Genomic DNA, 24617 nt, shown 5'->3' with positions numbered 1-24617 from the left:
CACCTTGATACAAATCAACACGACTTCTTACATCCGCCCCTAGACTCCGGACACTGCAGCTCTATCCGGGGACCACCCACATGCTCGACGACCTACGCTGGGACGCCGACCTGATTCGTCGCTACGATCTGGCCGGGCCACGCTACACCTCCTATCCGACCGCCGTGCAACTGCACGGCGAAGTGGGCTCGTTCGACCTGCTTCACGCCCTGCGCGAAAGCCGCCGCGCCACGCGCCCGCTGTCGCTGTACGTGCACGTGCCGTTCTGCGCCAACATCTGCTACTACTGCGCCTGCAACAAGGTCATCACCAAGGACCGTGGCCGCGCCGCGCCCTACCTGCAGCGCCTGGAGCAGGAGATCCAGCTGATCGCCTGCCACCTCGACCCGAAACAGGTGGTCGAGCAGCTGCACTTCGGCGGCGGCACGCCGACCTTCCTCAGCCATGTGGAACTGCGCCAGCTGATGGCCACCCTGCGCCAGCACTTCCACCTGCTGGACGACGACTCCGGCGACTACGGCATCGAGATCGACCCGCGCGAGGCCGACTGGTCGACCATGGGCCTGCTGCGCGAGCTGGGCTTCAACCGCGTCAGTCTCGGCGTGCAGGACCTCGATCCGGCCGTGCAGCGCGCGGTCAACCGCCTGCAGAGCCTGGAGCAGACCCGCACCCTGATCGAGGCGGCGCGCACCCTGCAGTTCCGTTCGATCAACCTCGACCTGATCTACGGCCTGCCCAAGCAGACCCCGGAAGGCTTCGCCCGCACTGTCGAGGAAGTGATCCGCCTGCAGCCCGACCGTCTGTCGGTATTCAACTACGCACACCTGCCCGAGCGCTTCATGCCCCAGCGGCGCATCGACAGCGCCGACCTGCCGGCGCCGGCGGCCAAGCTGGAAATGCTCCACGCCACCATCGACCAACTGACCGCAGCCGGCTACCGCTACATCGGCATGGACCACTTCGCCCTGCCCGACGACGAACTGGCCATCGCCCAGGAGGAAGGCACTCTGCAGCGCAACTTCCAGGGCTACACCACCCACGGCCACTGCGACCTGATCGGCCTGGGCGTGTCGGCGATCAGCCAGATCGGCGACCTGTACTGCCAGAACAGCAGCGACCTCAACACCTACCAGGACACCCTTTCCACCGCCCAGCTGGCGACCCAGCGCGGCCTTTTGTGCAACCAGGACGACCGCCTGCGCCGTGCAGTGATCCAGCAACTGATCTGCCACTTCGAACTGGATTTCGAGGCGTTCGAGCAGGCCTTCACCATCGATTTTCGCGGCTACTTCAAGGAGCTGTGGCCGCAGCTGCAAGCCATGCAGCGCGACGGCCTGATCAGCCTGGACAGCAAAGGCATCCGTATCCTGCCGGCCGGCCGCCTGCTGGCGCGCTCGGTATGCATGGTGTTCGACGCCTACCTCGCGCAGCAGAATCGCCAGCGTTTCTCGCGGGTGATCTGAGGCGATTGAGGCGTTTCACCGCATGGACAGCCCGCCTTTCGAGGCACACTATGGACAGTTGAACGGTAGCGGAACACCCCTTCCCTGCCGCCGCTAGCGTGCACCAAAAATGCGCACACTGGCCTACAGCCCATGCCGCAGGTTATCCTTACGGCTTATGTGTGCTTTCCCACAAGGATCGAAAGAAATGTCCGAGCCAGTAAAACTGCGCCCACACAACCAGGCCCACTGCAAGGATTGCAGCCTGGCCCCCCTGTGCCTGCCCCTGTCCCTGAACCTGGAGGACATGGATGCACTGGATGAAATCGTCAAACGCGGCCGCCCGTTGAAGAAAGGCGAGTTCCTGTTCCGCCAGGGTGACAATTTCGGCTCGGTCTATGCGGTCCGCTCTGGCGCCCTGAAAACCTTCAGCCTCAGCGATGCCGGCGAAGAGCAGATCACCGGCTTCCACCTGCCCAGCGAGCTGGTCGGCCTGTCGGGCATGGACACCGAGGCCTACCCGGTGTCGGCCCAGGCCCAGGAAACCACCTCGGTGTGCGAGATTCCCTTCGAGCGCCTCGACGAACTCTCGGTACAACTGCCGCAGCTGCGCCGCCAGCTGATGCGGGTGATGAGCCGCGAGATCCGCGACGACCAGCAGATGATGCTGCTGCTGTCGAAGAAGACCGCCGACGAGCGCATCGCCACCTTCCTGGTCAACCTGTCGGCACGCTTCCGTGCCCGCGGCTACTCGGCCAACCAGTTCCGCCTGAGCATGTCGCGCAACGAGATCGGCAACTACCTGGGCCTGGCGGTGGAAACCGTGTCGCGGGTGTTCACCCGCTTCCAGCAGAACGGCCTGCTCAAGGCCGAGGGCAAGGAAGTGCACATCCTCGACCCGATCCAGCTGTGCGCGCTGGCCGGTGGTGCGCTCGAAGCCTGATCGCCCCGTGAACAGGGTATACTGGCGCCGAGTTTTTCCAGGATACCCGCCCATGCACAGCGACACCTTCGACCTCAAAGCCCTGATCCGCCCGGTAGTGGACTTCCCCAAGCCGGGCGTGATCTTCCGCGACATCACACCGCTGTTCCAGTCGCCGCGCGGGCTGCGCTATGTCGCCGACCAGTTCATCGAGCGCTATGTCGAGGCCGATTTCAGCCATATCGGCGCCATGGACGCACGGGGCTTCCTGATCGGCTCGATCATCGCCCACCAGCTGAACAAACCACTTATCCTGTTCCGCAAGCAGGGCAAGCTGCCGGCCGACGTGCTGTCGGAGGGTTACCAGACCGAATACGGCGAGGCCTTCCTGGAAGTGCACGCCGACAGCCTGTGCGATGGCGACTCGGTATTGATCTTCGATGACCTGATCGCCACCGGCGGCACCCTGCTGGCCGCGGCCAACCTGGTGCGCCGCACCGGCGCCCAGGTGTTCGAGGCGGCGGCGATCATCGACCTGCCGGAGCTCGAAGGTTCGCGCCGGCTGCAGGCAGCCGGGGTGCCGACCTTCTGCCTGACCGAGTTTTCCCTCAGCGAATATTGAGTTCGCGTTCGCGATGCTTTGCGTGGGCTTCCAGCCCCCGTCAAGGTTCTGCGATTTTTCGATATGACCGTTCCAACTCAGGATTGCCGGGGTCGCTTTGCGACCCTTTCGCGGCACAAGGCCGCTCCTACAGGGGCGCGCAGTCGCCTGTAGGAGCGGCCTTGTGCCGCGAAAGGGCTGCAAAGCAGCCCCGGCAAATCCAAGCCTGGCGCCAATTATCAAAACCTTGAAAGGGCTGGGTCTTACAGCGAAATCGGCCTGCGCCCCGCAAAGGCGTGGGCCAGCGTCCCGCCGTCCACCAGCTCCAGCTCCCCGCCCAACGGCACGCCATGGGCGATGCGCGTGGCGGCCAGGCCCTTCTCGGCCAGCAGCTGGGCGATGTAGTGGGCAGTCGCCTCCCCCTCCACCGTGGGGTTGGTGGCCAGGATCACCTCGCTGAAGGTGCCCTGCTCCTCGATCCGCGCCATCAGCTGCGGAATACCGATGGCCTCAGGCCCCAGGCCATCGAGCGGCGACAAGTGCCCCTTGAGCACGAAGTAGCGGCCGCGATAGCCGGTCTGCTCTACCGCGTATACATCCATCGGGCCTTCCACCACGCACAGCTGGGTATCGTCACGGCGTGGATCAGAGCACTGCGGACACAACTCCTGCTCGGTGAGGGTCCGGCACTGGCGGCAGTGGCCAACGCCTTCCATGGCCTGGCTCAGGGCCTGGGCCAGGCGCGTGCCGCCGCTACGGTCGCGCTCGAGCAACTGCAGGGCCATGCGCTGGGCGGTTTTCTGGCCTACACCGGGCAAAATGCGCAGGGCGTCGATCAGTTGGCGGATCAGGGGGCTGAAGCTCATCTAGGCAGGCCTGTCAGTCGGTAAACAGAACGAAGAAGGGAGCAACGACCGCTTGGCCGTTGCTCCCCATTGTGCAGCGTGAGCCGGATCAGAACGGCATCTTGAAACCAGGCGGCAGTTGCATGCCGGCAGTCATGCTGCCCATCTTGTCCTGGCTGTTCTGCTCGATCTTGCGCACGGCGTCATTCAGCGCGGCGGCGATCAGGTCCTCGAGCACTTCCTTGTCGTCGGCGTCGGTCGACATCAGGCTCTGGTCGATGCTGACGCGCTTGACGTCGTGGCGACCGGTCATCACCACGCTCACCAGGCCACCGCCGGACTGGCCGGTGACTTCCGCGTTGGCCAGCTCTTCCTGCATCTTCTGCATCTTTTCCTGCATCTGCTGGGCCTGCTTCATCAGGCCGGCCATGCCACCTTTCATCATGGGGGTATACCTCGATTGGGTCATGTGATGCGGCCCGGCACAGGCGGGCCGCATGGTTATCCGTTCATTGGCTCTGGCTGGCCAGGGCGTCTACAGGCTCAATAGTATCCTGCCTGACCGTCGCGCCGAACTGCCGGATCATCTGCTGGATGAGCGGATCCTGCTCGATCGACACCACGGCGTCATGCTGGCGCTCGGCCCGCTTACGCGAGGCGGCCTGGGCCGGGGTTTCCTGCTCGGGGCGGATCAGCTCGATCTTCAGGCGGATCTCGCGACCCAGCTGCTGGTTGAGCGCGTCGTTCAGCCGGCGCTGCTGCGTCGAGTTGAACAACGCGCCCTGCCCCGGGTCCAGGTGCAACAGCCAGTCATCGCCATCGGCGGCGATCAGCGTACAGTTTGCGGCGATGTTGCCTGTCATACCGGAGACAGGCAACTGTGGGAATAATTCCAGCCATTGCAGGGCCAGCCCGGTCGCGGGCATGGCCGCCGGCAGCGGCTCCGGTGCCTGGGCGGGCGCCTCTTCCTGTACGTGCTCGGCCAGTTCGTCCAGGTAGCTGAAGCCAGCCGGATCGCTGTCGGGCGCGTAGTAGTCCTCGTCCGCCGGCGGCTCGTCGTCGCGCTCCATGCCCGCTGGGTTGTAGGCCGACGGATCGAACGGCGGCTCGTCGTAGTCTGGCTGCGGGCTGGCGGCCTCGACCACAGGTGCAGGCTCGGGCGGCTGCTCGGGCGCGACCGGCGCCGGCGCGGCAACGGGCTCCTCCCACGGCAGGTCGATGACCTCCTCGACGGGCTGCGGCTCAGGCTCGGGCTCTGGCTCCGATTGCGCTGCCTCGACAACCTCGGCAACGACCGGCACTTCGATGACTGGCGGCTCCGGCTGTACAGGTGGCTCAGCCACGGGCACCGGCGCGACCGCTTCAGCGACAGGGCTGGCGACAACGGGCGGCGCCACGGCCACAGCCGCCGCTGCCACCGGTTGGGCCGGATCAGCTGTGGCCTGGCTGATCCCCACCGGCTTTAGTACCGGCTTCGGCGCATCGTCGGTGTCAGCCGGACGGAACGCCAGCATGCGCAGCAGGACCATTTCGAAGCCGCCACGCGGGTCCGGCGCCAACGGTAGATCGCGACGACCGATCAGGCCCATCTGGTAATAGAACTGCACATCCTCAGCCGGAAGGGCCTGGGCCAGCGCCAGCACGCGCTCACGGTCGCCCTGGCCGTTGTCGACCGCCTCGGGCAGCGCCTGGGCGATGGCCACCCGGTGCAGCACATTGAGCATTTCCGACAGCACGCCGTTCCAGTCCGGCCCTTGCTCGGCCAGGTCGCGCACCGCCTCCAGCAACGCCCGGGCATCACCCTCGAGCAACGCCTGCAGCACCCCGTACACCTGACCATGGTCGAGGGTGCCGAGCATCGCCCGCACATCGGCGGCCAGCACCTTGCCCTCGCCAAAGGCGATGGCCTGGTCGGTCAGGCTCATGGCGTCGCGCATCGAGCCATCGGCGGCGCGACCGAGCAGCCACAGGGCGTCTTCCTCGAACGGTACGTTCTCGGCGCCCAGCACATGGGTCAGGTGCTCGACCACCCGCTCCGGGCTCATGTTCTTCAGCGAGAACTGCAGGCAGCGCGACAGGATGGTCGCCGGCAGCTTCTGCGGGTCGGTGGTGGCGAGGATGAACTTGACGTAGGGCGGCGGCTCTTCCAGCGTCTTCAACAAGGCGTTGAACGAGTGGGTGGAGAGCATGTGCACTTCGTCGATCAGGTAGACCTTGAAGCGCCCGCGGCTCGGCGCGTACTGCACGTTGTCGAGCAGTTCGCGGGTGTCCTCGACCTTGGTGCGGCTGGCGGCGTCGATCTCGATCAGGTCGACGAAACGGCCTTCGTCGATCTCCCGGCACACCGAACAGGTGCCGCACGGGGTAGAGGTGATGCCGGTCTCGCAGTTCAGGCACTTGGCGATGATCCGCGCGATGGTGGTCTTGCCCACGCCCCGGGTACCGGTGAACAGGTAGGCGTGGTGCAGGCGCTGGTTGTCCAGGGCGTTGATCAAAGCCTTGAGCACATGGGTCTGGCCGACCATTTCGCGGAACGAGCGCGGACGCCATTTACGTGCAAGAACCTGATAACTCATCAAAAAACCATCGTGACCGGAGCGGGCGGAAAGAGCGCTAATGCTAGCGGAGCGGGGCCGAAATTGCACCCTGCCGATCTCGTCTAAGCTCAGTAACGGGCACACCGGCGGCGGATCAGGGAGGATGAGGCGTGCGGCGAGTCCTGGCCATCCTGTTGCTGTGGACCACCCACGGCCTGGCGCAACCGCCGGTGCTGCGCTTTTCCGTCGCCGAAAGCTGGAGCATGCCGTTGATGCGCACCGAGGACCAGCAACCGGTGGAAGGCATCCTTTTCGAGCTGATGCAGGCCATTGCCCGGGAGACCGACGCCCGCCCGCAGTACCACGTGATGGCTCGCCTGCGCCTGCAGGAGGCGATGCAGGCCGGTGAAATCGACGTGCGCTGCTATGTCTCCACCCAGTGGCTGACCGACCGGCCGGGCGACTACCTGTGGAGCATCCCCATCATCGAACAGCGCGACCTGCTGATTGGCCGCCCCGGCGACAGCGGGCCCACCCGCCCGGAAGCACTGTCGCCCCAGGCCATCGGCACCGTGCTCGGCTACACCTACCCCACCCTGGAACCCCTGTTCAGCCAGGACCGCCTGCAGCGCGAGGACAGCCGCAACCAGCTACTGGCCCTGCAGAAGCTCCAGGCCGGACGCTTTCGCCACGCGATCAGCAACCAGCTGTCATTGCAGTGGTACAACCGCTCCCTGCCGCCAGGGCAACGCCTGCAGGCCTTGGCCGTGCTGGAAGAGCAAGCGCTGGGCTGCATGGTGCGCAACGATCCCCAACTACCGACCCAAGGTGTGCTCAGGGCGCTGGTGCGGATCAAGGAGTCCGGGGAGATGCAGCGGATTGTCGAGCGGTATACCGATGACCAGGTCTTTCAAAGTGCTCGACGCTAGAGTTGTGGCGCCTATCAGATCGAGCGCCGCCCGCGCGGCGCATCGCGGGACAAGCCCGCTCCTACATCTGTTTCGGGCCAGTCAATCCTGTGCCATTACCTGGTCCGCCTTGTTCGTCCGACACGGTTCCAGCGTGTGCACCACAGCCGCTTCACCTGTCTCAAGACAGGCACCAAGGCGGACAACCATGGCCTAACAGGTTCGGCACGTTGCAACAAATGTAGGAGCGGGCTTGTCCCGCGATGCGCCGCGCGGGCGGCGCTCGATCTGACAGGCGCTGCAGGGGTTGTGGCGGACACCTGGAGGCCCTCACCCAAGACAAGCATGATGCAGGCTCCATTGGTCCAAACACACCTGTTTAACCTGTCAGCCCTCCCCGAACCCCTCCCAACACTACCGCACTCAGGAACAACCCAAAACCGAACACCCCATGCGTGGCCAAGCTACGCAGGCCGCTCCTGAGCGGTGTCGGGGTACGGGTGGCAAAATACCCCGCCCCAAACGCGGGCTGCACCACACACAACGGCACCAGCACCGAGACCACCCCGAACAGCAACGCGGGCCACAGGACCGGCGCCAGCAACCACCCCTCCCCTGCAATAGCCACCAGCAGCGCCGCAAACACCAGCCCCGTGGCGTAATGGAGCAACCAGCCCCACGCCAGCTCCCCCCTCACCGACGCGGCCTTGCCGATTGCCGCATGCCGCCAGCGCCCCGCGAACAGGTGGCCAACCCAGCGCCCGACCATCGCGTAGTTCAGGGTGGTGATGCCCAGGCGCCTGAGCAGCAGGGTCCACAGGTCCATGACCAGGGTGGCGCCGATGCCGACAAGCAAAATGGAAAATGCGAGAGAAGTAACGCTCATGTCGAAAGCCCTTGGCAGATTGACGGAAAGATCGATGCCGAGCAGCATGCAAGTTGAAGTCAACTTCAAGTCAAGGGAGCCGCGATGGACATTGCCGATGTCGCCAGGCGCACCGGAGTGCCGGCGTCGACATTGCGTTACTACGCGAACAAGGGCCTGCTCACATCGCTCGCCGGCCATGGCCAGCGCCGGCAATTTCCGGCGGATACGCCAGAACGCCTGGCCCTGATCGCCCTGGGCCAGGCGGCGGGCTTTTCGCTGGACGAAGTGGCGGCGATGCTGGACGAGCAACGGGTCGATCGAGCGCTGCTGCTGGCCAAGGCCGACGAGATCGAGCAGAGGATCAAGCGCCTGCAGGCGATGAGCAAAGGGCTGCGGCATGCGGCAGTGTGCCCCGAGGAGAACCACCTGCAATGCCCGACTTTCCAGCGATTGATGCAGGTGTCAGCCAGCAAGGGCAAGCGCGGGAGTCGCCCTGCCCCGCGATGAGGCCCGCCAGCCCAAAGTACGACAGCGGGCTCAGTAGCCGTGCAACTCGCGGAACGGCTGGCCCTTGTGGTAGTTGATCCACTCTTCCACGTCATAGGGCAGGTACAACTGCCGACGCGCCCGCGACAGGGCGATGTATACCGCGCAGATCCGCGCATCGAAGGCGTAGGCGTCCTTGAAGCGCTGGGTGGTCATCAGCTCCGGCGTCAACAGCACCTGATCGAACTCCAGGCCACCGGCCTCCTCGGCCATCAACAGCGTGAGACTGGCGGGCTGCGTGGCGACGCGCGCATCCAGACCGGTCAGGTCGGCAAGCTTGAAACCCGCCTCCAGCCGCGCCTCGACCCACTGGAACGCGGCATCGAAGCGCTCGGACTCGCGCACCTGCTGCCAGTCGAGCAGGTGCGCGAAATACCCATGCGGCCCTTCGGCGTCCTGCCCCGGCGCGTAGAACCCCGCCCTGAACAGGCCAATCGCGGTAACCATGAAGCGCCGCATGTCCGGCCAGTCGGGGAAGTTCAGCAGGCAGTTGGACTCGGCCATCTCCATCGCCCAGCGCATCGTGTCCCAGCGCGAGGCGGTCAGCACCACGCAGCCCTCGGGCGGGACAAAACCTTCGGGGAAGTGCTCGATGCCGACATCGACATGCCGCGCCGCCTCGAACGCGACCTTGGATTTTTTCGAGTGCACACCGATCAACGGGTTGATCAGGCGCTCCACCTTGGGCCCGGAGCGCACGGCGAAGGCCATGTCCTTCTGCCGTACCTGACGCTCGCGCCTGACCACCTCGCCGGTGGCCTTCTGGTATTCGTCACCCAGGGTGATCAGCACCTGGCGGCCACGCTCGATTACCTGCAGCAACGAGGCCGGCACGTCCTGGCTTTCGTCGATGATCACGTGGCTGAAACGCCCGGGCACGCTGCAACCGCCCAGGCTGGCACGTTTGAGCAGCAGCAACGCCTCGAACCCGGTCTGCGCGCCCCAGGTCGGCTGCGCCTCCAGGTAGCGCCACAGGCGGCTGGCGTACTCGAGCAGCACCTGGGCATCGAGGCCGGACAGCGCCTGGCGAAAATGCGGCAGGTGGCGGCTGGACAGGCTGTAGTCCCGCGACTCGCAATAGTTGCGCAGCACTTCCAGGCAGATATCCAGGGCGTGCTCGGCGTCGTACTGGCGCAGCCCGACGATCCCCAGCTCTTCGGCCAGCCGGCGCTTGCCAGGACCGCGCTGTGCCGTCCGGGCGGGAACCGGCCGGGTATCCTTGAGCAGGGCCCGGGCGAACTGGCCGAAGGTCATGCCGACCTTGGCCTGGGTATCCAGCCCCATGCGCCGACGCAGGGTACCGAGCTTGGCCGGCGTGCGCGCCAGGGCCAGCACCCGGCCACGGGGCAGGCATTCCATCAGCGCGCCGAGCAGGTAGCTCTTGCCTATCCCGGCATAGCCCTGCACATGGATGTCCTCATCGAGATTGGCCTGGATGACCTTGAGCAGCTTGTCCTGCTCGACGGTCAGCCAGCGCTCGGTGTCGAAGCCGGTGGTCACCCGCTGGCTGAACGGGTTGTCACTGTGATGCAGGCGAATGCGGTAGTCGAAATCCCACTTGCCGTCCGCCAGCAGGTACTCCCGCGCCTGCACTTGTTCGGCATCGAGCAGGCGCAGCTTGGAACCCTTGATCACCTCGAGGCCGAAATAGAGCTTGCGCGCATCGAACAGCCGACGGGCCTCGGACAGCAAGTCCACGCCAGGCGAGTGCCTGCCATCGACCGCCCACGCCAACAGCTTGCCGAGCACCTTTTCCGCCGCCCGCGCATCGACCTGGCCCGGTGCCTGGGCCAGGTTCTGGATCACCAGCACGGCCGCCAGCTCAGGGTCGCCCAAGGCATCGAGCGCAGGCGCGCCCTCGGCCTGCAGCAAGGCCTGGCATACCTCTGCGCTGACCGGCAGGTACACCGGATGGGAAAAGTCGAAGTGCTCGGGCTGCATGTCGGTACGGGTCCGGGGATCACTCAAGGTTTGTCGGATTCAGCGGCCTGCCCCACCACCAGTTCGAAGCGGTAGGCCCCCAACGACCCGGCCATGTCGCCGGGATAGCTGACACCCGCCTGCGGTGCGTCGAGTACGCCATCGAGCTCATGCAGGGCCAGTTCCAGCAGCTTGCGCAAGTCACGCACCGAGTGCGCCGACACCTGCACCTGCAGCTCGAAGGCCGCCGCGTCAGCCGTTGCTGCCACCGGCACGACCGCTGCCTCGAGGATGCGCTCATGCTCTTCTTCCATCTGGTCGAGCACCTGCGACAGCTCCAGCACACGCTCGGGGCTGGCGGCCATCTGGTCCTTGATTTCCAGGCGGCGCAGCTGCCACTCGCGGATCTTCTGGCGGGTGAGGTCGTCGACATGTTCCACGGTCGCTATCTCCTGGCCGAATGTGCTGACACGATGGGATGCATGATAAGGCGCTGCGCGGAATCGTGCAGGCGGAAAACAGTGCGAGGGTGTAAAGAAACGCGTCTGATGGGTGACGCCTGACAGGTACGCCGGAAAATCCCTGCGCCCAAAATGGAGGCGGCCCCACCAGCCACACCCCGGCACTCGATGTTCCCGCTATGGCTGCTCCCTTCCGGGCCTGACCAGGTTAACGGGTAATCAATGCGGGGGGACCGATGGGGCCACCACGACGGCTCGTCAGCTGACGAGCCGCGCCATTGTACAGCGCCGGGGCGAAGTTACAACCTTTGATCGTGAAAAAACCATCATTTCTCAAGGACTTGTGGCAAAACTATCGCGGGGCAAGCCCGCTCCCACGCATCATCACCCGTGGGAGCGGGCTTGCCCCGCGATAAGGCCTGCGGGTTCAGACGCTGATACCACGCTCCGCCAGGAAGCCCACGAACGCCTCCTCGTCCATCACCTCAACGCCCAGCTCGGCGGCCTTGGCCAGCTTGGAGCCAGCGCCGGGGCCGGCGACCACGCAGTGGGTCTTGCCGGACACGGAACCCGCCACCTTGGCCCCCAGGCTTTCCAGCTTCTCCTTGGCGATATCGCGGCTCATGCGCTCCAGGGTGCCGGTCAGCACCCAGGTCTGGCCGGCCAGCGGCAATCCCTCGGCGGACTTCTTCTCGCACGACCAGTGCATGCCGAATTCCAGCAACTGGGCTTCGATGGCACGGGCCAGCTGCTGGTTGGCCTCGACCTTGAAGAACTCGCGCACGCTGTCAGCGGCCTTGGTATTCAGGGCCTGGCGCAAGTCGATGCCATCGGCGGCGATGATCTTGTCCAGGGTGCCCAGCTTGTCTACCAGCTTCTCGGCACCGGTCGGCCCGACCGAAGGGATGTCGAGCTTGGCGAGCATGCCGGCCAGCGTGGTGCTGGCGGCGAACTCGGCGGCCAGCTCACCCTCGTCCTGCAACTGCATGCCGCAGGCCAGCAACTGCGCGATGACTTCGCGGTTGTGCGCGTCCTCGAAGAAGTTGTGGATCTCGTGGGCGACTTCCAGGCCGATATCCGGCAGGTAGGTCAGCACCTGCGGCAACGCCACCTGCACCCGCGCCAGGCTGCCCAGGGAGCGGGCCAGCACCTTGGCGGTCTCCTCGCCGACATCGGGGATGCCCAGCGCATAGATGAAGCGCGCCAGGCTCGGGCGCTTGCTCGCCTCGATAGCAGCCAGCAACTTGTTGCTCGACACCTCGGCAAAGCCTTCCAGCGCCACCACCTGGTCGAAGGTCAGGTGGTAGAGATCGGCCGGCGAGCGGATCAGGTTCTCGTCGACCAGCTGCTCGACGCTCTTCTCGCCCAGGCCGTCGATGTCCATGGCCCGGCGCGACACGTAGTGGATGATCGCCTGCTTGAGCTGGGCGGCGCAGCTCAGGCGCCCCACGCAGCGGTACACCGCGCCTTCGCTGGTGGTTTCCTTGCCCTTGCTGCGCTTGACCAGCTGGGTGCGCTCGACCTGCGAGCCGCACACCGGGCACTGCGTGGGCACCTCGACCGGCCGGGCGTCCTGCGGACGGCGGTCGAGCACCACCTGCATCACCTGAGGGATCACATCGCCGGCGCGGCGAATGATCACCGTGTCGCCGATGCGCAGGCCCAGCCGGGCGATCTCGTCCATGTTGTGCAGGGTGGCGTTGGACACGGTCACGCCGGCCACCTTGACCGGCTTGAGCCGCGCCACCGGAGTCACGGCGCCGGTGCGCCCGACCTGGAACTCGACGTCGAGCACCTCGGTGAGCTCTTCCATGGCCGGGAACTTGTGGGCGATCGCCCAGCGCGGCTCACGGGCGCGGAAGCCCAGTTCACGCTGGGAGGCCAGGCTGTTGACCTTGAACACCACGCCATCGATTTCATAGGGCAGGCCGTTGCGGCGGGCGCCGATATCGCGGTAGTAGGCCAGGCACTCATCGATACCGGAGGCATGGCGCAGCTCGCGGCTGATCGGCAGCCCCCAGGTCTTGAGCTTCTCGAGGATGCCGATATGACTGTCGCCAAAGGCTTCCGACACCTGGCCGACGCCATAGCAGCAGAACTCCAGCGGGCGGCTGGCGGTGATCTTCGAGTCCAGCTGGCGCAGACTGCCGGCCGCGGCGTTGCGCGGGTTGGCGAAAGTCTTGCCGCCGGCCTCGGCCTGGGCGGCGTTGAGCCGGTCGAAACCGGCCTTGCTCATGTACACCTCGCCACGCACCTCCAGCACCGCCGGCCAGCCCTCGCCCTGCAGCTTGAGCGGGATGTTGCGCACCGTGCGCACGTTGGCGCTGATGTCCTCGCCGGTGGTACCGTCGCCGCGGGTGGCGCCCTGCACCAGTTGGCCATCACGGTACAGCAGGCTCACCGCCAGGCCGTCGAGCTTCGGCTCGCAGCTGTAGTCCACCGCCGCCTGGTCGCCGCCCGGCAGGTCCAGGCCTTCCACCACGCGGCGACCGAAATCGCGCAGGTCGTCTTCCTCGAAGGCGTTGCCCAGGCTGAGCATGGGCACTTCGTGACGGACCTGGCTGAACGCCGCCAACGCCGCGCCACCGACGCGCTGGGTCGGCGAGTCCGGGGTCACCAGGTGCGGGTGCTCGGCCTCCAGCGCCTTGAGCTCGTTGAACAGGCGGTCGTACTCGGCATCGGGCACGCTGGGTTCGTCGAGCACGTAGTAGCGGTAGTTGTGCTGGTCAAGTTCGGCGCGCAGGGCATGGATTCGGGATTCGGCGTTCATGGGGTCGTCTTCTCTTGCAAAGCAAAAGAGCAGCCCCTGGCTTAATGCCAGTCAGTTAGCGCTTCATCGCACTTATTGGGGCTGCTTTGCAGCCCTTCGCGGGTAAACCCGCTCCCACAGGATCGCGCAAACGCTGAATCGAGCGCTGTACCTGTGGGAGCGGGTTTACCCGCGAAGGGTCGCGCAGCGACCCCAATTGGCTTAACTGACTGGCATTAAGCCCCTGGCTGCTCTTTTGCTTGAATCATCGCGGCGCGGATCGAGGCTGGATCCACCCGCTCGTACACATCAGCGTTTCTGGGTCAGGGCGCGGCGCTCGAACTCGACGATGCGCTGGCGGTAGTGCTCGATGGTCTGGGCGGTCAGCACGCTGCGCTGGTCGTCCTTGAGTTCACCGTTGAGCTCGTGGGCCAGCTTGCGGGCGGCGGCCACCATCACGTCAAAGGCCTGCTTGGGATGACGCGGGCCAGGCAGACCGAGGAAGAAGCTCACCGCACGGGTGCTGAAGTGGTCGATGTCGTCCAGGTCGAACACGCCGGGCTTGACCGCGTTGGCCATGGAGAACAGCACTTCGCCGTGACCGGCCATGCTCTCGTGACGGTGGAAGATGTCCATCTCGCCGAAGCGCAGGCCGCTTTCGAGAATGTTCTGCAGCAGCGCCGGGCCCTTGAAGCCACCCTCGTCACGGGAAATGACGCTGATCACCAGCACTTCCTCGGCCGGCGGCAGCTCCTTGGCCGGCGTGCTCGGCGCGGTGAAACCGTTGGCGCGGTTATTGTCGGCGGCGAAATCGTCGTCGCCACCCTCGAACAGGTCGGGCTCGCGGGGCTCGGCGGCCAGGTTCAGGTCACCCTGCTGCGGCTCGCTGTGGTTGCGCTTGCCGCGCTTGGCCTTGGCCGGCTTGGGTTCGCGCTCGCGCTCCCGTTCGCGCGCAGGGGCGCTCACCGACGGCAGGTCGGACTCGTCCAGCTCGGGTTCTTTGTGGGTTTCCAGCACACGCGCAGGGCCGAGCACCTCGGCGCTGCCGCTGTCATCGTCCGGGGCGTTGGCGTAGCTACGGTCCAGACGGAACTTCAACTTGCCCTTGCCGCCGCGCATGCGGCGCCAGCCGTCGAAAAGAATACCGGCGATGACAATGATGCCGATGACGATCAGCCACTCGCGCAGACCGATTTCCATGTAATCCCGTGCCTCTATAAAAAAATATGCTTGAAAACAAAGGCTTCAAAGGCCTTTAACACGTGGCGCCAACTCTATGTTCTGACAGGCGTTTTACCCACGCAAAAAACAAGTGACATTAAGCTAGCACGACCAAAGGCAACTTTACACCGTCTGTCGCGTCTGCTGAGGCTTTTGCCTACACGTTCACACCCTTTCTTTACCCCTTAGGCTCTGTCCGAAATGTATCTGCACTCGCCCATACTGCGTTGAAACGGGGCTCGGAATGCTCATGTACTCCAGTACACTCCGCTTCCTCCCCCCGTTTCGCCTTGTCTGACCTTCGCGCAGACACATTTCGTACAGACCCTAGGCATCGACCATGGCCATCGCCTCTTCCACATCGACTGCTACAAGACGTGAACAGCCCGGCTCGTGCATGGTCACCCCCATCAGCTGGTCGGCCATTTCCATGGCGATCTTGTTGTGGGTGATGTAGATGAACTGCACGGTCTCGCTCATTTCCTTCACCAAACGGGCATAGCGCCCGACGTTGGCGTCGTCCAGCGGCGCGTCGACCTCGTCGAGCATGCAGAACGGCGCCGGGTTCAGCTTGAAGATGGCGAACACCAGGGCCAGGGCCGTGAGTGCCTTCTCGCCGCCGGACAGCAGATGGATAGTGCTGTTCTTCTTGCCCGGCGGGCGCGCCATGATCGTCACCCCTGTATCGAGTAGATCTTCGCCCGTCAGTTCCAGATAAGCGCTGCCGCCACCGAAAACTTTTGGGAAAAGTGCCTGTAATCCGGCATTTATCTGATCAAAGGTATCCTTGAAGCGATTGCGGGTTTCCTTGTCGATCTTGCGGATGACGTTTTCCAGGGTCTCCAGCGCCTCGACCAGGTCGGCGTCCTGGGCGTCCAGGTAACGCTTGCGCTCGGACTGCTGTTCATATTCCTCGATGGCCGCCAGGTTGATCGCGCCCAGGCGCTGGATCCGCGCCTCGAGCTGCTCCAGCGCCTGCTCGGTGCCCTGCTCGCTGGCATCGACCTCGAGCGTGGCGAGCACGCCCTGAAGATCGTAGCCGTCGGCGAGCAGTTGTTCCTGCAAGGTCTTGCGTCGCACGTCCAGCCCCTGGGACTCCAGGCGCTGCTGTTCCAGCTGGCCGCGCAGCAATTGCGACTGCTGCTCGGCCTGGGTGCGGCGCCGTTCGGCATCGCGCAGCTCACGGTCGGCCTCGTCCATGTGCAGGCGCGCCTGGCGCATTTCCTCGTCGACGCTCATGCGTCGTTCCAGCAGCTCCTCGAGCTTGAGGCGCAATTCTTCCAGTGGTGCCTCGCCCTCCTCCAGGTTCAGGTTCAACTGTTCCTGGCGCTCGCTCAGACGTGCGGCCTGCTGTTCCAGGCGTTCGAGGGCCTGGCGGGTCGAGTCGTGCTGGGCGCGCAGCGAGCCCAGGCGCACGGCCAGCTGGTGGGCGTGATCCTTGTGCTGGCGGGCTTCCTGGCGGATGCGGTCGAGGCCTTCGCGCAGGGTGTCGCGGCGCGCCATCAGCAGCTCGCGCTGTTCGGTGTCCTGGGCCATCAGTTCCAGGGCTTCCTGCAGCAACAGGCGCGCCTCGCCCAGTTGCTCGTGCTCCAGGGCGCGCTGCTCCTGCAGCTCGGCCAGTTCTTCCTGCAGGCGCCGGCGGCGCAGCTCCAGCTGTTCGGCACGGGCGCGGCCGGCGGACAGGCGCGCCTTGAGCTCGCCGTGCTGACGGCTTTCGTCCTGGCTTCGACGGCGCAGTTGCTCACGCTGCTCCTCCAGGTCGAGCTGCTGCTCGCGCAGGCGTTGCAACTGCTCGTCGAGCTGCTCGAGCAAGGCCTCCTGCTCCAGCTGCTCCTGGCCCAGGCGCTCGATCTCCTGGCCACGGGCCAGCACGCCCCCCTGGGCCTCGCCTCCTCGACTGACCCGCAGGAAATGCCGACCGACCCAATAGCCGTCGCGGCTGACCAGGCTCTGCCCGGCGCCCAGCGAGGCCCGCCGGGCCAGGGCCTGCTCCAGGGTTTCCACCGGCATGACCTGGCCCAACCAGGGCGACAGGTCGACGCGTCCTTCTACCTTGTCTAGAAGGCTGCCGGCGACGGCCGTGCCCTCTCCCCCCGCCATCAGCAGGCGCAGCTCGCCCTGCTCCAGCGCGGCGAACTCCAGGCCGGTGAAGTCATCCAGCAGCACCGCCTGCAGATCGGCGCCCAGCACCGTTTCCACCGCCAGCTCCCAGCCGGGCTCGACCCGCAGCCCCTCGGCCAGCCGTGGGCGCTGTTCCAGGCCCTGGGCGCGCAGCCAGTCGGCGGCCCCGACACCCGGCTCCAGCGCGGCCTGCTGCAAGGCTTCGAGGGACGCCAGGCGCCCGCCCAGGCGCTGCAGGTCACCCTGCTGCTGTTGCTGCACCTGGCTGGCCTGCTGCATCTGCTCGCGCAACGTTTCCAGCTGCTCGACCACCTGTTGCTCCTGCAACTGGAGGTCTTCGAGCAGCAACTCGCTGCCGGCCAGCTGTTCGCCCAGGTCGCTGGTCTCGGTATCCTGCGTATCCTCGCCGAGCTGGTCACGCTCTTCACCCAGTTTGCGCTGGCGCTCGGCCAGGCGTTCCAGGCTGGCCTCCAGCTGCGCCAGGCGCGCCTGCTGCACTTCGGCCTGGCGACGCGGCTCGGCGGAGCGGGTGTTGAAGCTGTCCCACTGTTCCTGCCAGCCGTGCATGCCCAGCTCGGCCTCTTCCAGGGTCGCGGCGGCCTCCTCGGCCGAGGCCAGGGTCAGCTCCTGCTCGGGCTCGAGCATCGCCAGCTCTTCACCGAGGGTCGCCAGCAAGGTGCGGTCGTGCCCCAGGTGCGATTCGGTTTCCAGGCGGCTGCGCTCGGCCTCCTTGAGGTCGTCCTGCAACTGGCGCAGGCGCTGCTGGCCGTGCTGGATGCTCTGCTCGACCCGGGCGATATCGCCGGCCACCGAATAGAAGCGGCCCTGCACCTGGTTGAAGCGTTCGGACAGCTCATGATGGCCGTCGCGCAGGCGCTCGATGCTGGCATCGGCGTTGCGCTGCTCGGCCACCAGCGCCTCGAAGGCGATCTCCTGGTCGCCGATGACCGTCTCGCGCTGGCGTACCCGCTCATCCAGGTCGCGCCAGCGCAGGGCCGCCAGGCGCGCCTTGAGCTGGCGTTCCTCGGCCTTGTACTCGCGGTACTTCTCGGCGGCCTGGGCCTGGCGGTGCAGGCGTTCGAGCTGGCGTTCCAGCTCTTCGCGCAGGTCGGTCAGGCGCGCCAGGTTCTCCTGGGTGCGGCGGATGCGGTTCTCGGTCTCGCGGCGGCGCTCCTTGTACTTGGAGATACCCGCCGCCTCCTCGATGAAGTTACGCAGCTCCTCGGGCTTGGCCTCGATCAGCTTGGAGATCATGCCCTGTTCGATGATCGAGTAGCTGCGCGGCCCCAGGCCCGTGCCGAGGAAGATATCGGTGATATCACGGCGCCGGCACTTGGTGCCGTTGAGGTAATAGGTGTTCTGCCCGTCGCGGGTGACCTTGCGACGGATCGAGATCTCGGCATAGGCGGCATACTCGCCGACCAGCGAGTTGTCGCTGTTGTCGAACACCAGCTCGATGCTGGCCTGGCTGACCGGCTTGCGGCTGGTGGAGCCGTTGAAGATGACATCGGTCATCGACTCGCCGCGCAGGTTCTTGGCCGAGCTTTCGCCCATCACCCAGCGCACCGCGTCGATGATGTTGGACTTGCCGCAGCCATTGGGGCCGACCACGGCCGCCATGTTGCTGGGGAAGTTGACCGTGGTCGGGTCGACGAAGGACTTGAACCCGGCCAGGCGGATGCACTTCAGGCGCATCGATCAGACCCGCGCCAGCGCCGCCAGCACCAGTTCGCAACTGCGCTGGCAATAGGCGGTGAGCACCTCGCGGATGCGCGGCAGGTCGCGGGCGACCACGGCTTCGAGCAGGCGGGCGAACAGCTCCAGGTAATCGACCATGTTGGCCTGACGCTGGTCCAGGGCCAGGTAGTAGGCACGGCTCATGGCCGGCTGCAGGTTCTCGACGGTTTCCTGCAGGTACGGGTTGTTGGCGAACGGATAGGCGGCGCGCATCACCGCGAAGCTGTCGCCGACGAAGGCCTTGATGTCCTTGGCGGCGTGGGCCTGCTTGAGGCGCTGCTGGATGTCCAGGAACGGGCGCAGGTCGCTGTCGCTGCGCCAATGTTGGGCAACGGCGTTGCCCAGCAGGATGTAGAACTCGCCCATCAGGGTACACAGGCTGCGCACGCTGTTCTCGTCCAGCTCGGTCACATGGGCGCCGCGGCGCGGCAGGATCGCCACCAGGTGGCGGCGTTCGAGGATGAGCAGCGCCTCGCGCACCGAGCCACGGCTGACGTTGAGGGCCTGGGTGACCTTCTGCTCCTGGATGCGCTCGCCGGGTGCGAGTTCGCCGCGGATGATCCGCTCGGCCAGGTAGTGGGCAATTTGCTCGGAGAGGCTGTCCGGCGCCTTGAACGTCATGGTTTTCCTTCGCGATCTGGGTAGCTGTGCACAAGGGCGCGATTGTAGCGCACTTGTCCCGTGCCCGCGCAGCGGCGCGACGCGCTTTGTGCGACTGGCGGGTCAACTTTCCCACTCGGCGCGAACTATGCTTGGAGAAAGGCTCGATGAAGCGGTTCGGAAGGCCTCTGGGCGAAATCTTGACCTTTGAGTCAGAAAATTATTGACCTCAGGGTCAAGCGTTGCTTAGAGTCCGCCCGAACAACAATAAAACCATTGCGAGGCCCTCCCCCGTGATCCAGTTTCTCGTCAACCAGGAGCTGCGCAGCGAGCACGCCCTGGACCCGAACATGACGGTGCTGCAATACCTGCGTGAGCACCTGGGCAAACCCGGCACCAAGGAAGGCTGCGCCAGCGGCGACTGCGGCGCCTGCACCGTGGTCGTCGGCGAACTCGTCGAGGACGACCAGGGCTGCGACACTATCCGCTACCGCAGCCTCAACTCGTGCCTGACGTTCGTGTCCTCCCTGCACGGCAAGCAGCTGATCAGCGTCGAGGGCCTCAAACACCAGGGCGAGCTGCACAGCGTGCAGAAAGCCATGGCCGACTGCCATGGTTCGCAGTGCGGCTTCTGCACCCCCGGTTTCGTCATGTCGCTGTTCGCCCTGCAGAAGAACAGCGAGGGCCACGACCTGCACCAGGCCCAGGAGGCCCTGGCCGGCAACCTGTGCCGCTGCACCGGCTACCGGCCGATCCTCGAAGCCGCCGAGCAGAGCTGCGCCCGCCCCTGCCGCGACCAGTTCGACGCCCAGCAGGCGCAGACCATCGCCCGCCTCAAGGCCATCGCCCCGCAACAGACCGGCGAGCTCAACAGCGGCGACAAGCGCTGCCTGGTGCCGCTGACCGTGGCCGACCTGGCCGACCTCTACAGCTCGCACCCCGAGGCGCGTCTGCTGGCCGGCGGCACCGACCTGGCGCTGGAGGTCACCCAGTTCCACCGCACCCTGCCGGTGATGATCTACGTCGGCCATGTCGCCGAGCTCAAGCGCATCGACAAGACCGCCACCCACCTGGAGATCGGCGCCGCCACCCCGCTGACCGACTGCTACACCGCGCTCAACGAGGAATACCCCGACTTCGGCGACCTGCTGCACCGCTTCGCCTCGCTGCAGATCCGCAACCAGGGCACCCTGGGCGGCAACATCGGCAACGCCTCGCCGATCGGCGACTCGCCGCCCCTGCTGATCGCCCTGGACGCGCAGATCGTCCTGCGCCAGGGTGAGCGCCAGCGCACCCTGGCCCTGGAAGACTACTTCATCGACTACCGCATCACGGCGCGCCAGGACAGCGAGTTCATCGAGAAGATCATCGTGCCACGCGCGAGCAACGACTGGGCGTTCCGCGCCTATAAAGTGTCCAAGCGCCTGGACGACGATATCTCCGCCGTGTGCGCGGCGTTCAACCTGAGCATCGAGAACGGCGCGGTCAGCGGCGTGCGCATCGCCTTCGGCGGCATGGCGGCGATCCCCAAACGCGCCCGCGCCTGCGAGGCCGCGCTACGCGGCAAGCCGTGGAACCAGGCCAGCGTCGAGCGCGCCTGCCAGGCCCTGGCCGAGGACTTCACCCCGCTCAGCGACTTCCGCGCCAGCCGCGAGTACCGCCTGCTGACCGCGCAGAACCTGCTGCGCAAGTACTTCATCGAACTGCAAACGCCGCACATCGAAACCCGGGTGACCGCCTATGTCTAACCATCACGCCGTCAAGAGCCAGGCCGAGATGGCCGCACTGTTCAGCCAGGACCTGACCACCGGGGTCGGCCGCAGCCTCAAGCACGACAGCGCCGACAAACACGTGGCGGGCGAGGCGGTGTACATCGATGACCGCCTGGAATTCCCCAACCAGCTGCACGTCTATGCGCGCACCGCAGACCGCGCCCATGCGCGCATCCTGCGCATCGACACCACGCCCTGCTACCAGTTCGAAGGCGTACGCATCGCCATCACCCACGAAGACATCCCGGGGCTCAAGGACATCGGTCCGGTGGTAGCCGGCGACCCGCTGCTGGCCATCGACAAGGTCGAGTTCTTCGGCCAGCCGGTGCTCGCCGTGGCCGCCCGCGACCTGGACACCGCCCGCCGTGCGGCGATGGCGGCGATCGTCGAATACGAGGACCTGGAACCGGTGCTCGATGTGGTCGAGGCGCTGCGCAAGAAACACTTCGTGCTCGACAGCCACACCCACAAGCGCGGTGATTCGGACGCGGCCCTGGCCAGTGCCCCGCACCGCATCCAGGGCAGCCTGCACATCGGCGGCCAGGAGCACTTCTACCTGGAGACCCAGATCAGTTCGGTGATGCCCAGCGAAGACGGCGGCATGATCGTCTACTGCTCCACGCAGAACCCCACCGAGGTGCAGAAGCTGGTCGCCGAGGTGCTCGACGTGCCGATGCACAAGATCGTCGTCGACATGCGCCGCATGGGCGGTGGTTTCGGTGGCAAGGAAACCCAGGCCGCCAGCCCCGCCTGCCTGTGCGCGGTGATCGCGCGCCTGACCGGCCAGCCGACCAAGATGCGCCTGCCCCGCGTCGAAGACATGATGATGACCGGCAAGCGCCACCCGTTCTACGTCGAGTACGACGTCGGCTTCGACGACAGCGGTCGCCTGCACGGCATCAATTTCGACCTGGCCGGCAACTGCGGCTACTCGCCTGACCTGTCCGGCTCGATCGTCGACCGCGCCATGTTCCACTCCGACAACGCCTACTACCTGGGCGACGCCACGGTGCACGGCCACCGCTGCAAGACCAACACCGCGTCCAACACCGCCTACCGTGGCTTTGGCGGCCCGCAAGGCATGGTTGCCATCGAACAGGTGATGGACCATATCGCCCGCCACCTGGCGCTGGACCCGCTGGCGGTGCGCAAGGCCAACTACTACGGCAAGACCGAGCGCAACGTCACCCACTACTACCAGACCGTCGAGCACAACATGCTCGAGGAGATGACCGCCGAGATCGAGGCGAGCAGCGACTACCACGAGCGCCGCGAATCGATCCGCCGCTTCAACGCCAACAGCCCGGTACTGAAAAAGGGCCTGGCACTGACCCCGGTGAAGTTCGGCATCTCGTTCACCGCCACCTTCCTCAACCAGGCCGGTGCCTTGATCCACATCTACACCGACGGCAGCATCCACCTCAACCACGGCGGCACCGAGATGGGCCAGGGCCTGAACACCAAGGTGGCCCAGGTGGTGGCCCAGGTGTTCCAGGTCGACTTCAACCGTATCCAGATCACCGCCACCAACACCGACAAGGTACCCAACACCTCGCCGACCGCCGCCTCCAGCGGCGCCGACCTGAACGGCAAGGCAGCGCAGAATGCCGCCGAGATCCTCAAGAAGCGTCTGACCGAGTTCGCTGCCCGGCACTACAACGTCACCGAGGAAGACGTCGAGTTCCGCAACGGCCATGTGCGCGTGCGCGACCAGATCGTCAGCTTCGAGCAACTGGTGCAGCAGGCCTACTTCGCCCAGGTGTCGCTGTCGACCACCGGTTTCTACCGCACGCCGAAGATCTTCTACGACCGCTCCCAGGCCCGTGGCCGGCCGTTCTACTACTTCGCCTTCGGCGCCGCCTGTGTGGAAGTGATCGTCGACACCCTGACCGGCGAGTACAAGATGCTGCGCGCCGACATCCTGCACGACGTCGGCGACTCGCTGAACCCGGCCATCGATATCGGCCAGGTCGAGGGCGGCTTCGTCCAGGGCATGGGCTGGCTGACCACCGAGGAGCTGGTGTGGAACGCCAAGGGCAAGCTGATGACCAACGGCCCGGCCAGCTACAAGATTCCGGCGGTGGCCGACATGCCGATCGACATGCGCGTCAAGCTGGTGGAGAACCGCAAGAACCCCGAGGACACGGTGTTCCATTCCAAGGCCGTGGGCGAGCCGCCGTTCATGCTCGGCATCGCCGCCTGGTGCGCGATCAAGGACGCGGTGGCGAGCATCGCCGACTACCGCGTGCAGCCGAACATCGACGCGCCGTCGACGCCGGAGCGGGTGCTGTGGGGGTGCGAACAGATGCGCAAGGCGGTGGCTGCGCAGCAGCCTGCCGAACAGGAATTGGAACCGGTGACGCACTGACGCCGCGCCACTGTGTAGGAGCGGCCTTGTGCCGCGAAAGGGTCGCGCAGCGGCCCCTGGATCTGTGCCGCAATGAAGATTTTGGGGCTGCTACGCAGCCCTTTCGCGGCACAAGGCCGCTCCTACACTGGGGACAGAGGAGGATTGAAGACATGCACCAATGGATCAACGCCCTCGCCGACCATCAAGCCCGCGGCGAACCCTGCGTCCTGGTGACCATCATCGAGGAACGCGGCTCCACGCCGCGCAACGCCGGCTCGAAAATGGTGGTCAGCGCCAGCGCGTTGTACGACACCATCGGCGGCGGCCACCTGGAATTCAAGGCCCTGCACATTGCCCGGCAGATGCTCGAGGAACACCGCAGCACCCCACACCTGGAGCGCTTCAGCCTTGGCGCCAGCCTCGGTCAGTGCTGCGGCGGCGCCACCGTGCTGCTGTTCGAGCCGATGACCGGCGTGCAGGCCGAGATCGCGGTATTCGGCGCGGGCCATGTCGGCCGCGCTCTGGTACCCTTGCTCGCCGCGCTGCCCTGCCGGGTGCGCTGGATCGACTCGCGCGAGCAGGAGTTCCCCGACGTCATCCCCAACGGGGTGAGCCGGATCGTCAGCGAAGAGCCGGTCGACGAAGTCGCCGACCTGCCCGCCGGCAGCTACTGCATCGTCATGACCCACAATCACCAGCTGGACCTGGAACTGACCGCCGCGATCCTCAAGCGCAACGATTTCACCTGGTTCGGCCTGATCGGCTCGAAGACCAAGCGCGTCAAGTTCGAGCACCGCCTGCGCGAGCGCGGTTTCGACGACGCCCTGATGGCGCGAATGCGCTGCCCGATGGGCCTGGCCGAGGTCAAGGGCAAGCTGCCGATCGAGATCGCCGTGTCCATCGCCGCCGAGATCATTGCCACCTACAACGCCTGCTTCGGCCAGCACGACGCTGCCGCCAACTCAGGCCCCATCGCCCAGTTGCTGCCATCCTCGCGACGCAGCCAGACACTTTGAC

General features: G+C 65.8%; 18 protein-coding genes and 1 other RNA gene. 8 read left to right on the top strand and 11 right to left on the bottom strand.

The annotated features are described in order from the left end of the window. Window positions 1-80: 80 nt before the first annotated feature. The 3 genes from hemN to VUG52_RS08540 all read left to right on the top strand — a co-directional run bounded on the left by hemN (window position 81) and on the right by VUG52_RS08540 (window position 2986). On the top strand, window positions 81-1463 hold the full coding sequence (hemN, locus tag VUG52_RS08550) for an oxygen-independent coproporphyrinogen III oxidase (RefSeq protein ID WP_050706579.1): 1383 nt from the start codon (window positions 81-83) through the stop codon (window positions 1461-1463). Window positions 1464-1650: 187 nt separating this feature from the next. Beyond that, entirely contained in the window at window positions 1651-2385 is a 735-nt protein-coding gene (gene fnrA, locus VUG52_RS08545) for a Crp/Fnr family transcriptional regulator FnrA (protein ID WP_011533044.1), read from the top strand. A 52-nt stretch (window positions 2386-2437) separates the two neighbouring features. Next, window positions 2438-2986: an adenine phosphoribosyltransferase gene (locus VUG52_RS08540; RefSeq protein WP_050706580.1), complete on the top strand. Its 549-nt coding sequence runs from the start codon at window positions 2438-2440 to the stop codon at window positions 2984-2986. 242 nt (window positions 2987-3228) lie between these two features. Here the strand turns inward: VUG52_RS08540 and recR are convergent, their stop codons facing one another. The 3 genes from recR to dnaX form a co-directional block, all read right to left on the bottom strand. Next, entirely contained in the window at window positions 3229-3831 is a 603-nt protein-coding gene (gene recR, locus VUG52_RS08535; RefSeq protein WP_050706581.1) for a recombination mediator RecR, read from the bottom strand. Window positions 3832-3919: 88 nt separating this feature from the next. Further along, window positions 3920-4255, bottom strand: coding sequence for a YbaB/EbfC family nucleoid-associated protein (locus tag VUG52_RS08530; protein ID WP_011533041.1), 336 nt, complete (start codon window positions 4253-4255; stop codon window positions 3920-3922). A gap of 64 nt (window positions 4256-4319) precedes the next feature. Next, window positions 4320-6386 carry a DNA polymerase III subunit gamma/tau gene (dnaX, locus tag VUG52_RS08525; protein ID WP_050706582.1) on the bottom strand — a complete coding sequence of 689 codons (2067 nt, stop codon included), beginning with the start codon at window positions 6384-6386 and terminating at the stop codon, window positions 4320-4322. A gap of 131 nt (window positions 6387-6517) precedes the next feature. Between dnaX and VUG52_RS08520 the strand changes: the two genes are divergently transcribed. Continuing rightward, window positions 6518-7276 carry a substrate-binding periplasmic protein gene (locus VUG52_RS08520; protein WP_050706583.1) on the top strand — a complete coding sequence of 253 codons (759 nt, stop codon included), beginning with the start codon at window positions 6518-6520 and terminating at the stop codon, window positions 7274-7276. Between the two features lie 358 nt (window positions 7277-7634). Here VUG52_RS08520 and VUG52_RS08515 read toward each other — a convergent pair whose 3' ends face one another. Continuing rightward, window positions 7635-8141: a DUF2938 domain-containing protein gene (locus tag VUG52_RS08515; RefSeq protein WP_050706602.1), complete on the bottom strand. Its 507-nt coding sequence runs from the start codon at window positions 8139-8141 to the stop codon at window positions 7635-7637. Window positions 8142-8225: 84 nt separating this feature from the next. On the opposite strand from VUG52_RS08515, the gene VUG52_RS08510 reads away from it, so the two are divergent. Beyond that, the gene (locus tag VUG52_RS08510) at window positions 8226-8630 is read left to right on the top strand and encodes a helix-turn-helix domain-containing protein (protein WP_050706584.1); all 405 of its coding nucleotides are present in this window, start codon (window positions 8226-8228) and stop codon (window positions 8628-8630) included. Window positions 8631-8660: 30 nt separating this feature from the next. Here the strand turns inward: VUG52_RS08510 and VUG52_RS08505 are convergent, their stop codons facing one another. The 7 genes from VUG52_RS08505 to VUG52_RS08475 all read right to left on the bottom strand — a co-directional run bounded on the left by VUG52_RS08505 (window position 8661) and on the right by VUG52_RS08475 (window position 19499). Further along, a complete protein-coding gene (locus VUG52_RS08505; RefSeq protein WP_050706585.1) occupies window positions 8661-10610 on the bottom strand; it encodes a hypothetical protein in 1950 nt (649 codons plus the stop codon). 23 nt (window positions 10611-10633) lie between these two features. Further along, window positions 10634-11029: a hypothetical protein gene (locus VUG52_RS08500; RefSeq protein WP_050706586.1), complete on the bottom strand. Its 396-nt coding sequence runs from the start codon at window positions 11027-11029 to the stop codon at window positions 10634-10636. Window positions 11030-11192: 163 nt separating this feature from the next. After that, window positions 11193-11289, bottom strand: an RNA gene (gene ffs / locus VUG52_RS08495) — signal recognition particle sRNA small type. Between the two features lie 188 nt (window positions 11290-11477). After that, window positions 11478-13820, bottom strand: a complete 2343-nt coding sequence (gene ligA, locus VUG52_RS08490; protein ID WP_262974320.1) for an NAD-dependent DNA ligase LigA — start codon at window positions 13818-13820, stop codon at window positions 11478-11480. 288 nt (window positions 13821-14108) lie between these two features. Further along, window positions 14109-14999 (bottom strand): cell division protein ZipA, encoded by an 891-nt coding sequence (zipA, locus tag VUG52_RS08485; protein WP_262951129.1) that lies wholly within the window; start codon window positions 14997-14999, stop codon window positions 14109-14111. Window positions 15000-15347: 348 nt separating this feature from the next. Then, the gene (gene smc / locus VUG52_RS08480; RefSeq protein WP_262951128.1) at window positions 15348-18836 is read right to left on the bottom strand and encodes a chromosome segregation protein SMC; all 3489 of its coding nucleotides are present in this window, start codon (window positions 18834-18836) and stop codon (window positions 15348-15350) included. 3 nt (window positions 18837-18839) lie between these two features. Beyond that, a complete protein-coding gene (locus VUG52_RS08475; RefSeq protein ID WP_050706590.1) occupies window positions 18840-19499 on the bottom strand; it encodes a GntR family transcriptional regulator in 660 nt (219 codons plus the stop codon). A 272-nt stretch (window positions 19500-19771) separates the two neighbouring features. On the opposite strand from VUG52_RS08475, the gene xdhA reads away from it, so the two are divergent. The 3 genes from xdhA to xdhC all read left to right on the top strand — a co-directional run bounded on the left by xdhA (window position 19772) and on the right by xdhC (window position 24616). Further along, window positions 19772-21226 (top strand): xanthine dehydrogenase small subunit, encoded by a 1455-nt coding sequence (gene xdhA, locus VUG52_RS08470; RefSeq protein ID WP_050706591.1) that lies wholly within the window; start codon window positions 19772-19774, stop codon window positions 21224-21226. Then, window positions 21219-23618 carry a xanthine dehydrogenase molybdopterin binding subunit gene (xdhB, locus tag VUG52_RS08465; protein WP_050706592.1) on the top strand — a complete coding sequence of 800 codons (2400 nt, stop codon included), beginning with the start codon at window positions 21219-21221 and terminating at the stop codon, window positions 23616-23618. Before xdhA ends, xdhB begins: the two co-directional genes overlap by 8 nt. A gap of 152 nt (window positions 23619-23770) precedes the next feature. Then, window positions 23771-24616: a xanthine dehydrogenase accessory protein XdhC gene (gene xdhC, locus VUG52_RS08460; protein WP_050706593.1), complete on the top strand. Its 846-nt coding sequence runs from the start codon at window positions 23771-23773 to the stop codon at window positions 24614-24616. Window position 24617: the final 1 nt, after the last annotated feature.

This window comes from Pseudomonas sp. LH21 (assembly GCF_036549575.1).
Classification (GTDB): domain Bacteria; phylum Pseudomonadota; class Gammaproteobacteria; order Pseudomonadales; family Pseudomonadaceae; genus Aquipseudomonas; species Aquipseudomonas peradeniyensis.
Note: the sequence above shows the minus strand (reverse complement) of the source record. Positions and strands in the feature narration are given on the sequence as shown.